Origin of the sequence: Aliivibrio sp. S10_S31 (assembly GCF_014694495.1) — a bacterium.
GTDB classification, from domain to species: Bacteria; Pseudomonadota; Gammaproteobacteria; order Enterobacterales; family Vibrionaceae; genus Aliivibrio; species Aliivibrio fischeri.
In genome coordinates, this window is record NZ_JAAUWR010000034.1 from 1 (window position 1) to 12,314 (window position 12,314).

10 protein-coding genes and 1 pseudogene are annotated in these 12,314 nt (G+C 38.5%); 4 read left to right on the forward strand and 7 right to left on the reverse strand.

Annotated elements, in window-relative coordinates:
* The 5 genes and pseudogenes from HC728_RS20430 to HC728_RS18900 form a co-directional block, all read right to left on the reverse strand.
* Positions 1 to 139: pseudogene (locus tag HC728_RS20430) on the reverse strand (transposase family protein); the annotation flags it as partial.
* A gap of 430 nt (positions 140 to 569) precedes the next feature.
* Positions 570 to 2,732: a polysaccharide biosynthesis tyrosine autokinase gene (locus HC728_RS18885; protein WP_190395900.1), complete on the reverse strand. Its 2,163-nt coding sequence runs from the start codon at positions 2,730 to 2,732 to the stop codon at positions 570 to 572.
* A 247-nt stretch (positions 2,733 to 2,979) separates the two neighbouring features.
* The gene (locus tag HC728_RS18890; RefSeq protein WP_190395901.1) at positions 2,980 to 3,420 is read right to left on the reverse strand and encodes a low molecular weight phosphotyrosine protein phosphatase; all 441 of its coding nucleotides are present in this window, start codon (positions 3,418 to 3,420) and stop codon (positions 2,980 to 2,982) included.
* 385 nt (positions 3,421 to 3,805) lie between these two features.
* Positions 3,806 to 4,126, reverse strand: a complete 321-nt coding sequence (locus HC728_RS18895) for a four helix bundle protein (protein WP_190395902.1) — start codon at positions 4,124 to 4,126, stop codon at positions 3,806 to 3,808.
* A gap of 242 nt (positions 4,127 to 4,368) precedes the next feature.
* Positions 4,369 to 5,520, reverse strand: a complete 1,152-nt coding sequence (locus HC728_RS18900; protein WP_190395903.1) for a polysaccharide export protein — start codon at positions 5,518 to 5,520, stop codon at positions 4,369 to 4,371.
* Between the two features lie 473 nt (positions 5,521 to 5,993).
* Between HC728_RS18900 and HC728_RS18905 the strand changes: the two genes are divergently transcribed.
* The 4 genes from HC728_RS18905 to HC728_RS18920 all read left to right on the forward strand — a co-directional run bounded on the left by HC728_RS18905 (position 5,994) and on the right by HC728_RS18920 (position 10,100).
* On the forward strand, positions 5,994 to 6,242 hold the full coding sequence (locus HC728_RS18905; RefSeq protein ID WP_190395904.1) for a hypothetical protein: 249 nt from the start codon (positions 5,994 to 5,996) through the stop codon (positions 6,240 to 6,242).
* Positions 6,243 to 6,365: 123 nt separating this feature from the next.
* A complete protein-coding gene (locus tag HC728_RS18910; RefSeq protein ID WP_190395905.1) occupies positions 6,366 to 7,040 on the forward strand; it encodes a YjbF family lipoprotein in 675 nt (224 codons plus the stop codon).
* Positions 7,041 to 7,082: 42 nt separating this feature from the next.
* Complete coding sequence (locus HC728_RS18915) at positions 7,083 to 7,844, forward strand: capsule biosynthesis GfcC D2 domain-containing protein (protein ID WP_190395906.1); 762 nt, start codon at positions 7,083 to 7,085, stop codon at positions 7,842 to 7,844.
* A 3-nt stretch (positions 7,845 to 7,847) separates the two neighbouring features.
* On the forward strand, positions 7,848 to 10,100 hold the full coding sequence (locus HC728_RS18920) for a YjbH domain-containing protein (RefSeq protein WP_190395907.1): 2,253 nt from the start codon (positions 7,848 to 7,850) through the stop codon (positions 10,098 to 10,100).
* Between the two features lie 159 nt (positions 10,101 to 10,259).
* Here the strand turns inward: HC728_RS18920 and HC728_RS18925 are convergent, their stop codons facing one another.
* Together HC728_RS18925 and HC728_RS18930 are read right to left on the reverse strand one after the other, a co-directional pair.
* Entirely contained in the window at positions 10,260 to 11,363 is a 1,104-nt protein-coding gene (locus HC728_RS18925) for an LPS O-antigen chain length determinant protein WzzB (protein WP_190395908.1), read from the reverse strand.
* Positions 11,364 to 11,403: 40 nt separating this feature from the next.
* Complete coding sequence (locus tag HC728_RS18930) at positions 11,404 to 12,051, reverse strand: TetR/AcrR family transcriptional regulator (protein ID WP_190395909.1); 648 nt, start codon at positions 12,049 to 12,051, stop codon at positions 11,404 to 11,406.
* Between the last annotated feature and the right edge of the window lie 263 nt (positions 12,052 to 12,314).

The window sequence follows — 12,314 nt, forward strand, 5'->3', positions numbered from 1 at the left end:
GAGCAAAACAAACTGAAAACTCATCAGGGTCGACCATACTGACTGTTCTAGCGATGGTATCATGACTTGGTATACCGTTTTCAAACTCTCTGAAGTTGCGTAACCAATCTAAGTTACATTCACCAAAGGCTTCTATTCCTTTCCATCCTTTGCTTTAAAAAGGTATAAGATCACACATTAATGCTGAATTAGTAGTGATTTTATAAATTTTCACCTAGATTTCTAAAAGATACTGCGTTTTATACATGCGTCGACCCCACCTAGACATGCTACCGCCCGCAGGTGATCGCGCATCCCTTGCGCATGTTATTCAATAGTAAATGTATGGTAAAGCCATATAATAAACGACTCAAGCTTTTATGCTAGTAAAGCAAACTAGCCTTTAAGCTAAATTTAAGCGACGAATTTTATCTTATTTATTCACATAATGCACTTCGTTGAACCTGAACATTTTTAAGTTATACTCACTGAAGCTTCTATTTTTTCTCATCCTTTGCTTCCGAAAAGAATAATGTAGAGAATAAAAAAATAAGAGCACATAATTACCTAAGAACCTAAAGATAAAAGGCTTACCTAGCACTCTCATAGCTGTAATTATAATAACCATAACCGTATGTGCTGCTTGCTTTTTTCTCTACGGCATTCAAGATAAAGCCTTTCACTTCTATCCCCGCTTGCTCAAATCGGTGTCTTGCCACATCAATTTCTTTTACTGAGGTTTGGTCAAAACGCCCAACCATTAATGTTGTGCCTGCTAGTGCTCCTACAATGCTTGGGTCAGTTACCGCCAGTACTGGTGGTGTATCAATCAGCACTAAATCGTAATTTGCTGATGCCCAATCAATAAAGTCACTAAAACGTTTTGTCATTAGCAGTTCAGATGGATTTGGTGGTACTTGCCCTCGGGTTAGTACATCTAAGTTTGGTACTTCTGATTTTTGAATGGATTGTTCTAAACTCAAGTTGCCTGATAAGTAGTCTGATAATCCGTTATCCCACTTCATACCAAAGTAACGTTGCAAATAACCTTTTCGCATATCGGCATCCACTACCAATACTTTTTGGCCTGTTTTGGCAATAACCGCAGCAAAGTTCACAGCAACAAACGACTTACCAATGTTTGGCGCAGGACCGGTTATCATCACTACGTTATTTTTGGCTTCCATCATGGCAAAGTGCATACTGGTACGCAGGCCACGCAGTGCTTCAATGGACAAATCGGCAGGGTTAGATTCTGCTAATAGCGCCTCTAAATGTTTCACTTTCTTTTTGTTGTAGCGAATATCGAGCTTTTCTTGCCAATTTGATTTTGGAATGCTGGCATAAACAGGAATACCTAAGGCTTCAATCTCATCTGGGTTTTCTACCCCGCGATGGAATGCTGCTTTAAGTAACACAATAGCTACACTTAACATGCCACCTAATAAAGTTGCCAATACCAAAATTAGTGGCTTCATTGGTTTTACTGCATAGGTATAAGCCTGCGCGGTATCTAAAATACGCACATTACCTACAGTACCGGCTTTCACTATGTTTAATTCTTGAGTTTTGTTCAGTAACTGAATGTAGATCTCTTGGTTTAGCTCTACATCACGCTGCATACGCAGTACTTCACGTTGGGTTTTTGGTAGCTTTTGCACTTGTCCGTTTAAACGTTCTTTTTCGCTAAGTAAAACTTTGCGTTTATCTAATAAAGATTTGTAAGCTGGGTGATCTTTAGTAAAACGTTGGCTAATTTCACTCTCTTTAAATGTAAGTTCATTTAATTGCGCTTCAAGCTTTACAATAACATCTAAAGCTGATCTCGCTTCTAAGCTTAAATCAACGGATTTACGCTCTAATCTAAAATCGTTTAATGTATTTTCTGAGGTAGTTAATTTATCTTTAATTGCGGGCAGTTGTGCACTTAAAAAATCTAGACTTTTTTCTGCTTCTTCACTATCACGAGCAATATTTTGTAAAAAGTAGTTCTGAGTAACATCATTAATGATTGCTTCAATTTTAGCTTTATTTTCGCCTTGTAACGAGAATTGAAGGACACCAGACTGTTTACCTTTTTCTGTTATCGCTAATTCTTTCTGTAAATGAGTAATTGCATCAATACGAGATATTTTAGAAAGATTAAATGTATCTCCAGCATCTCCATCTAATTGCATCACAAATAAATGGTAACCTTGATTTTTAACTAACTCACCAACTTGACCAACGAGGATTTCATTTCCTTCTAAATCAAACAAGCTATAAGTTCCTTCTTCGGCGTTATCTAACACTAAAGAAAAGTTAGGCTTGTCGATATAAGAAGGCACATCAAAGCGACTCACTTTAATTGCCTTTTCTTCTCCCAATAGACGAGATAACCCTTTACCTATAATCGGCATATAAGCTGGCGATGCAATTGTTGTTAAGTTTAACTTATCTACTGTGTTACCTAAAATCATACGAGATTTAATAATCTCAATTTCTGTTGTTGCAGATGATTCAGAAGCAAACATATCTCCCACATCACCCATTAATGAGGAGATACCGTTACCACTCTTTTGTTCGACTTGAACCAAAGCATCGGCTTTATAAATTGGTGTCGATAAAAGTGCGAACGCAATACCCGCAATAGCAAATAAAGTGGTAATAGAAAGAATAAGCCAACGACCATCAATTAGCTGACCAAACAGTTTTGCTAAATCGATTTCATCAGAGGTAGAGGTATCACGGGTAGAGTTGATTGCTTGTGACATGGACGTTCCAATATGTTGCTTTAGTTAGGGACTAGTTTTTAGGGACTAGAAGCCAGTAAAAGATTTATAAAAGCTAGGGACTAGTTTTTAGGGACTAGGAGCTAGTAAAAGATTTATAAGAGCAAAGGACTAGGGTCAAGGGATAAGTAAGAGCAGTAAAAGCATTACTCATTCCTAAGTTCTCGTCCTTAGCACCTAAAACTTAACTCGTACCTAAATTCTCGTTCCTAGTTCCTCTAAACCACATCTATAACTTTTTCGCCCACTCTTGAGCTGCTTTTTCTATTAATCCATAGGCATGGTCAAAGGCTTCACGACTTTGGCGGTATGGATCTGGAATATCTTGTTGGCCTATCCATTGACCAAATAACATGGTTTTGCTTCGAGCTTCTGGTGCTAAATTGGTCACCGCTTCTTTATGGCCAGATTCCATCACAAGAATTAAGTCATATTCTCGACAAATGTCACTGGTTAGTTGTCTTGCTTGGTGTGACTCAAGGCTAATGCCATGTTCTGCCGCCACTTCAGTAGCCATGGCATCCGCCGCTTTACCGGTTAAGCGACTTTTTTCAACCGCAACACCAGCAGAATCCACAGTTTTGTTAGGTAGAAGTTGTTTTAAGATATGCTCGCCTGTTGGAGAACGACAAATATTGCCGACACAGACAACTAAGATTTTATTGAACATGGGTTAAATTAGTTTCGAGGGACTAGGTTTTAGGAGCGAGTAAGAGCTTAAAATGTCTTACATCTGGTTTAGACCTATCCGTCTTGATTTGAATTTTGAAATTAGAAATGAGGGAGTAGATTTTAAGGACTAGACAGAGCAAAAGCGTAGAAGCGATTTGCGCTATGGAGAGTCAATCTATCCGTCTTGTTTAAATATTAATCTTAAAGGATAGACTTTAGTGGCGAGTAAGTGCTGAAGTGCAATTTACGTGATAGTAGCCAATCTATCCGTTTTGATTAGAGTCGAGGGACTAGGTTTAAGGGACGGGTAAGAGCTTAAAATGCTTATACTCGTCCCTTTAAGCTAGCGTTTACTAACCCCTAGTTCTCTGTAAGTATCTAATCTAGCCAGTAATCATTTTATTGATTTCTTCTAATTCAATAATCAAATTACTGACTTCATCTTTTTTTAAATAGCCAATTTCTGTTGCGAGTAAAACTTGAGTTAGTAACTCTGCGCACGAGCCTTTTGCATAGAAAAGAAAGCGAATATTATCTTTATTTGAGCCTCTTTCTGATCCTTCTGCGATATTCGATGGTACAGAAACTGATGAGCGGCAGATTTGATCTTTAAAGCCAAGATCTTTACAAGATCTCATTGATTTACAAATATAAACCGATACTTTAAAACTTCTCTTCCATACATCCAGTTCTTTAAATCGCATATCTAATCATCCGTGATTATTGTGCTTTTTTGTTTCTTATTATTTTATTATTAATTAAGGCCTGTTTTTTAAGCCTTAATTATTTAAATCTATTATTATTCTTATAGCTTTCGCTTTTACCAGTCCCTAGTTCCTGCTCTTACTAGTCTCTGCTTTTTTCCTAGATCCTAATAAGCTTTATCTTTGCCCTTACTAGCCCCTAGTCCCTGCTCTTCTCTAGTACCTACTTAAAAACTCCGTTTTTAAGGCCAGTTCTTCACTCGTAACGCCCCTTCCGTCAACTCATTAAAGCCTGTAATGGTTGGCATAAGTTGCATGATCAAACGGTTCCAACGAGTAATTGGCGCAGCAGTAACATAAACGATATCGTAAGGTTTTAAATCAAACTCAGTACCAATGATAAGTGCAGAAGCATCTTTAATATTTAACTGATAAATATCCGCCATGCTTTCTTGTTTTTTATCTGGGCTTGATGAACGAATAACAAAAACCCCTGTTGCATCGGCTGATAATTCATTAATGCCACCAACACTGCTTAACGCTTCGGTTAGGCTCATGCCTGAACGGTCCATCTTAAGTAGTTTCGGGTCTTTCACTTCACCCATAACAAATACTTTTTGAGTGTCGTTACGAGGAACATGAATAATATCGCCAGATTGCAATAAACGGTTTTGGGTTAAATCACCACGCTGCATTAGTGCATAAAGAGATAAAGTTTCTTCTTTGCCGTTACGAGTTAATGTCACGTTTCGCCAATCCGCATCTTCACCTAACCCACCCGAGCGGTTAACCGCATCTAGCAAAGTTAATGGAATATTGGTAATGGCTTGTTGGCCGGGTTTCTCAACCTCACCGGTTACATAAGCTTTTTTAGAACGGAACGCCGCTACGTTAACGTCCACTTGTGGGCTTTCAATAAACTTTCTTAATTTTTGAGCAATTTCCGTTCTGATTTCACGAACGGTTTTGCCTTCCACTTCTACCGTACCGATGTAAGGATAAAAAATGGTGCCATCGGCATGAACCCAGTTACCCGATTCACTTGAACTACGGTATGAACCAGCAGGAATGGTTAACTCAGGGTGATCCCAAATAGTGACGTTTAAAATATCACCAGGACCAACACGGTATTCGTAACTTGCCACTTGATCTTCAAGTTCTAAATTTGCTTGAGCTGATGCTTGCTTAACTTGGTAATCCGCTACTTTTTGTGGCGTTAGCTCATACACATTAATGTCTGAAGAGTAAGTATTTTGATTATCTTCACTCTGTTCTTCTTCCACTTTGTTTTTATCTGATGTCGAGATGTGCGAACCAGGGAAAACAGTACAACCACTCAACATAACCAAAAGTAGAGCAGAAGCCAAAGAACGATGTGTTTTACTCATAAACATAATTTCAACTTAAGATGACAAAATTCAGGCATGCTACCGCCCAGAGGTTGTTAAGCACTTTCCCACTCTGCGCAATATTATTTGTTAATGGAAAACCATCAAAATTGAACGATTAACCATTTATTGATAATGATATTAATAGAGGAGCGAAACACTGATGAATGAGTCATTAAACCCACAACAAAAACACCAATCTGTTCACTAATTTCTTTATTGAATTAATATTCATTTATTGTGGCGGCATTATACACACTCGATAACCATACACTACAAAAAAATGCAATAGATAATTCTATCAATAGCAACAAAAGATGCTTCATTTGTGAGATTTATTAAATTTATGATCATTCATTAATCATCTATAGAATGATTTTTATGTTTACCATATGGAACTTCATATGATACCGTGCACGATGTTTGCTCAATAAGTGAGTAAATATTCACCAATATATGTAAAAATTGTAAGGTAACTTATGAAAAAGACTGCTATTGCTCTTATGTTAGCGATGACGGCTGGATCTGCATTTGCTGCTGCTGAAGCAACAACAACGACTGCTGCTTCAACTTCTGGCTCTGCTGCTGGTACAGCTGGCGCTTCTGCAGCTGCAGCTGGTGCTGCTACAACTACAGCTATCGCTGTAGGTGTTGCTGCTGCTGTTGCTGTTGTAGCTGTTGCTGATTCAGGCTCAGACGCAACAACAACATCTGTAACTACTAATTAATTTTAGTTTCAGATACAGGGGACGAGGGATGAGGAACTAAATTTTAGGCTCTCACTTTCGTCCCTTTTTACTTATGCCTTTCCCTCTAAACAAACCTAACTATTTATAAATAAAGAGTTTATTGTGTTTAAATCCCTTGTTGTTTTTGCTTCTCTCTTTCTGCTTTCTGCTTGTACTCAAAAATTTAATGACGTAAACGCAACGTTAGATGAAGCGTTTTTTGGTGCCGATGACGTGGTTTTATCAAAGCAGCAGATTATCGAATTGCCTTATGCCAGCAGCTTTGTTCGCATTAATGGTGGCGCTAACCTGTTTATGGTGTTGGCGTTTGCAGAGAAGAACCCTGAGACTGGGGCGATGCAATTAAAATGGCTTTCTTCTGATAAAGCGATGATAGTGACTGAGGGGGGACGCATTGTTAAAACATTAGGGTTGGCTGAAGCAAACCTATCAAATATCACTCCCGTTTCTTCTTCCTCTTTGCCTTCTTTAGCGTCTATTTCAAAAAATCAAGCCACTTGGTCTGCACACTATGATTGGATGTTAAATGATCATTATTTATTTAACTATAAAGCAAATATCACCCCGGTATTAAGAGGAAAATCCACTATAGAAACAACAGTTTGGAACAAAGATGTAACAGAAGTTGTTGAGGTGATATCCATCCCTTCTCTTGATTATTCTTTTACAAACCAATACTGGTTAGATGAGCAATTTAATGTAGTAAAAACCCATCAATATTTAGGTCCTGATATTGGTGATATTGAAATGACGATACTGAAGCCTTTTGCTTTGTAAGCTCGTTAATAACCCAATTAATTAGTATTTAAAGGAACCGTCATGCATTTTCTTTCTTCATTCGTTTTTTCTTTGCTTTTGTCTGCATCAACAGTTACTTATGCTAGCTCGACACAAGCGGTATCGGTCACGTTACCTAATCAAAATGTAGTACTTAATTACTCGCAACCAGTAAGACTTGAACAAGTCATTTTAGATGCAAATGCTCAAGTGAATTTTTATTCTCTTGGGGCAGTGTTAAGTGACAATCAGTTACAAAAAGATACCGATAATCTTCGAAATAAGTCAATTGAGCAGCTATCTTTACTTTCTCGAGAGACATCACTTTTTTCTGCAAACAATGAATTTAAGCGTTCTGCGACGCAGATCATTTCACAGTTAGAGCATCACACTTTTGTGGACCGTATTTTTTCGCCACTTGATCTCGATTTAATCCGAATTAATGAAAAACTGAATCCTATACTTAATGCTGATTATCAGCTTTTTGTGCACCTTCGCCCTACCTCTGTTTCTTTTTTTGGTGCGATTGATTCTGAAAGCAGCATTTCAATTCCTTTTATTGAGCACGCAAGCATTGATGACTATTTAGATTCACTCCCTCTTTCTTCTACTGCTGATACCTCTACGGTTTATGTCATTCAGCCTGATGGTGTGGTTCAAACCACTGAGTTTTCAGTATGGCAAAACAAACCCGCTTATTTAGCTCCGGGGGCATCGGTGTATATCCCTCTTGGCGGATTACCAAGTGGTTTTTCATCTTTAAACACCTCAATTGTTCAACTGCTTCGTAATAAGGCGCTGTAATTTATGATGACTCCTAAGTTTTCTTTATCTCTTATTGCGGGGGTTATTGCTTCTGCTTTGCCTTATTCAACCTTTGCTGCAGATCAGTTTGTTGAAAACCAATCTATTGAAAATCAGTCGGCTGTAAACAAAGTCAGTAATACAGTTTTTGACCCAGTAGTTTTAACCCCATCTCAAACGGATTTTGGTGGTGTTGGCCTAATGCAAATGCCTTCTGGCCGTATGGCTCCTGAAGGGGAATTTAATATTGGTGCAAGCATTAACAATGAATACCACCACTACAACGTTTCTTTGCAAGTCATGCCGTGGTTAGAAACCACTATCCGCTATACCTTGGTTCAAGATTTACTTTATAGCGGTGATGAAAGTTTTAGTGGCAGAACAAAATACACGGATAAAGGCATCGATTTTAAAATTCGTCTACTTGAAGAGAGTAAATGGTTGCCGGAAACCTCTGTTGGGGTTCGTGATTTTGGTGGTACTGGGCTGTTTGATGGCGAGTTCGTGGCGGCAACCAAACGCTTTGGTAATCTTGATGTTACCCTTGGTATGGGTTGGGGCTACTTAGGACAAAGTGGTAATATTACCAACCCTTTTTGCAAAGCCTCTGACAAATTCTGCTCTCGCCAAAGCGATTACAAAGGCAAAGGCGGCAGTGTTGATTTTGAACGTTGGTTTAAAGGCCCAGCAGCCATTTATGGTGGTATTGAGTACCAAACGCCTTATCAACCACTGCGTTTAAAAGTGGAATACGACAGTAACGATTATAGCCAAGACTTCCCTGTAACTCGTGGCAAAGTGGATATGACACAACACACCCCTTGGAACTTTGGTGTGTTATATGGTTTGGGTGATTGGGGCGATATTAAAGTCAGTTACCAACGTGGGGATACCTTAACTCTTGGTGTGAACCTAACTACTAATTTTAATGATATGAAAGCAATTTGGCGTGATGAGCCTATTACGGCTTATGACGAATCAAGCAATCAATCAATTGATGAAGTGGATTGGCAACGAGTTAACCAACAATTGAATGGCAACGCCGGTTATGAAGACAACCGAATTTATGCCGACGATGATTCTGTCACTCTTGTTGCGACCCAAACGAAATATCGTGATAGCGATGAGGCGCATGATCGTGCTTCACGTATTTTTGCAAATCATGTTCCTGAGACGATTTCTACGTACCGAATTATTGAAACCAATCAGTCTATGCCTGTTTCTGAAACGCTGATTGATGCGGCTCAATATAAAAAGGTGGCTAATAATGAATATTTTGATGCCAAGGTAGCTGATGCAAGCCAAACTGATGAAGTGACTTATTCGCCATCAGAACATTCACTTAAAAGTGATAATTTAAAGCGCTGGGATTACTCTGTTTCCCCTACTTTATCTCAATCTATTGGTAGTGCTGAAAGCTTTTATCTTTATGCGGTTGGTATTAATACCGCAGGTTCGGTGTGGTTAACTGACAAGGTTCAGGCTTCGGGCAGTTTGTATTTTAATCTGTTTGATAACTACGATAAGTTTAATTACATCACGCCTCCTGATGGTACGTCGGTTCCTCGTGTTCGAACTATGTTCCGTGCTTATGTTCATGAAAACCCAGTTCGTATGAATAACCTCCAATTAACCTGGTTTGAAGAATATGGCGCTGGTTTTTATAGCCAAATGTACGCTGGCTATCTAGAAAGTATGTTTGGTGGTATTGGTTCAGAAGTAATGTACCGCCCATTAAACTCGAATTGGGCATTTGGTGTTGATGCGACGTATATTAAACAGCGTACACCTGGTGATTGGTTTGGGTTCTATGAACAAGATCATCAAGAAGGCGGTGATTATGGACGTGACTATACCGTAGTTTCTAGCGGAGTGACTGGGTTTGCGACCGCTTATTATGCCCCTCAATGGTCTTTCTTGAAGAACACCTTACTTAAAGTGGGTGTTGGTCAGTTCTTAGCTGGCGATAAAGGAACTCGCATTGATTTCTCGAAACAATTCGATTCAGGTGTGATTGCTGGTGCTTACGCAAGCTTTACGGATTTATCTGCTGAAGAGTTTGGTGAAGGCAGCTACACCAAAGGATTCTATCTCTCGATTCCTTTCGACATCATGACGGTGAAACCAAGTAAGAACCGTGCAAACTTTAACTGGCAACCTCTAACTCGCGACGGCGGTCAAATGTTGAATAAGCAGCATGAGTTGTATGAGTTGACGGATGAGCGTTCACCGTGGTTTACGAGAAAAGGGCTTTGAGGGGTTAAGAGATTAGGGACGAGTAAGAGCAGGGACTGGGGACTAGGAGCAGGAAGAGCACAGATAGAATTCAGAGGTGGTAACTTTAAGTATATTAGGTTACAGTTAATACCTCTGAACCCTGCAAGGGAGCTTGCGACCGATCTGAATCCTAAGCTCTTAATCTTCTTTTCTAAATGCAAATCTGACTAAAACTATCGCAACACCTAACATTCCGCCTAATAATGTTCCTAACACAACGATTAATACACGTTTTGGTTTATCTCGTGTGATAGGCTGCTCTATATCTTCTAAATAACGAAAAGTTTGAAACTTAATATTACGATCAATTTTCATTGAATTAAGCATATCAAGCTTTGCATCAATTTGCTGTAATTTAGGCTCTATTACAGTCAAATTCTTTATTGATTTTAATGCTCTGATCTTTGCATCTAAAGCGTACGCCCCTATATGGATAGCAAACAATTCATTGCTCCCCATATTTTGAATCGGCTTATTCACTTTTGCCGCTTTTGCTATAGCTAACGCATATTGAGCTCGCTCGATCTCAACGGATAAACGATTTTTTGCTTGCGCTTCTAAAACAGCTTTTTGCTGACGTAATTCATTACGTTTTCCATCAACCATTGCTTGAAGATTATTCAAAGCATCGTTAAATACAACAGAGCTTACCAAATAAATATACTCATCAAGTAATCGATAACTGCTTTCTTTTGTTGTTGCTTGAAAACTAAGCGTATATAGAGACGCCTCAGATTTTTTATTTATGGCAACAGCATTGATTCTTTTAAACCATTCCGAATAAAATGCTTGTTCTGCCCCTTCTTTTTTTGAGTCTCGTAATGCTTTAAGCGCTTGAAATTCAGCACTTCCATCCAAAAATATTCTTTTATTATTCGATGAATTATAAGCATTAATAAATTGTTGAAAAAGAAGCTCACTATCCATTAATGGAGTTAATGAATCACTCACCAGCACAGTACCGTCCTCTTGATATATATCAAAAATTGACTGAAATTGTTTTACTTGCTCTTGGTATTCAGAAAAATCCTGTACTTGTGCCGCCATCACTTTAGCTTTTGATGACCACCATTCGGCTGCTGTTAATGCATATGCGACAGCACTAATACTGAAGACTAAAATACATAAAATAATAGTAATCTTTCCTTGCCATAATGCTAAAAATAGCTCTTTTAGATCAATTTCATCATCTTGAAATGATGATTGTGGATAATCAGGTAATTGTGTTGCTGACTGATTCATTTTAGTTCCTACAAAAATTTAACTATAAACCTTTACTATTCTAAACTATTCTTTCTTTATAATGTTTTTCTAATTCTAATATCTGCTTTCTGCCCTTATCTGTTGCCATTGGTCTTACAACATTCAACATCTGTAACATGCCTTGATAGATCACTGCTTCGGTAATTTCATTATCTGACAGTAAAGCGGTTTGATAATTTATCCAACATGATGCAACTAGGTGCAGAGTTTTTGTTAATGCTTGCAGTTCATCATCTTCAAGGTCGATTAATCCTGAATCACGAAAGCTGTGCATTATCGCGATTAAGTTTTCATTTAACGCTTGCTGAGCTTTGATGTATTTCAGCTTTAATGCATCATCACGGCTTAAGATATCAGGTAAGTTGGCGTAGAAAAAACGGTAGTTCCACATCAATTCAAAAATTGAATCTAAGTAACTCAGCATAACCTGAACGCTTGGCATGTTTGATTGTTGATCTTCTGCCATTGGTTGGAATCGAGTTTTTAGCTCTTTTGCGTAGTTATCAAAGATGCCGCTGATGATCTCTTCTTTATTTCGGAAGTGGTAATACAGGTTACCCGGGCTTATCTCAAGATGCGCTGCGATATGGTTGGTTGTTACGCTGCGCTCACCGCTTTCATTAAAAAGGGTTAAGGCACCGTGAATGATTCTATCTTTTGTTTTCATGGAAGCGTGCGCCTTATGCTAATAGTTTGACTTGAGTAATGTCGAGGTTGAAGTATAGCGGAAATGTTAATGGGGATGAAGAGTTCAGATCGCTTCGCTTGCAGAATTCAGAGGTTTCAGGTTTCAGGTTTCAGGGTGATATGACCCCTTAAAAGTAGACACGGGGTTTTAGTTACTTAACTCAAAATCTATGGGGCTCTTTCCTCCTAGAGTCCCATGCCTTCTTATCGGATTATAATAGCCATCGATATAAAGTCGACTTT

What these genes read in the sequence shown, in the direction of transcription:
- HC728_RS18915 (WP_190395906.1), top strand. Translation starts at nt 7,083, where the DNA reads ATGCATTTTCTTTCTTCATTCGTTTTTTCTTTGCTTTTGTCTGCATCA.
- HC728_RS18900 (WP_190395903.1), bottom strand. Translation starts at nt 5,520, where the DNA reads ATGTTTATGAGTAAAACACATCGTTCTTTGGCTTCTGCTCTACTTTTG.
- HC728_RS18905 (WP_190395904.1), top strand. Translation starts at nt 5,994, where the DNA reads ATGAAAAAGACTGCTATTGCTCTTATGTTAGCGATGACGGCTGGATCT.
- HC728_RS18890 (WP_190395901.1), bottom strand. Translation starts at nt 3,420, where the DNA reads ATGTTCAATAAAATCTTAGTTGTCTGTGTCGGCAATATTTGTCGTTCT.
- HC728_RS18885 (WP_190395900.1), bottom strand. Translation starts at nt 2,732, where the DNA reads ATGTCACAAGCAATCAACTCTACCCGTGATACCTCTACCTCTGATGAA.
- HC728_RS18920 (WP_190395907.1), top strand. Translation starts at nt 7,848, where the DNA reads ATGATGACTCCTAAGTTTTCTTTATCTCTTATTGCGGGGGTTATTGCT.
- HC728_RS18925 (WP_190395908.1), bottom strand. Translation starts at nt 11,363, where the DNA reads ATGAATCAGTCAGCAACACAATTACCTGATTATCCACAATCATCATTT.
- HC728_RS18930 (WP_190395909.1), bottom strand. Translation starts at nt 12,051, where the DNA reads ATGAAAACAAAAGATAGAATCATTCACGGTGCCTTAACCCTTTTTAAT.
- HC728_RS18895 (WP_190395902.1), bottom strand. Translation starts at nt 4,126, where the DNA reads ATGCGATTTAAAGAACTGGATGTATGGAAGAGAAGTTTTAAAGTATCG.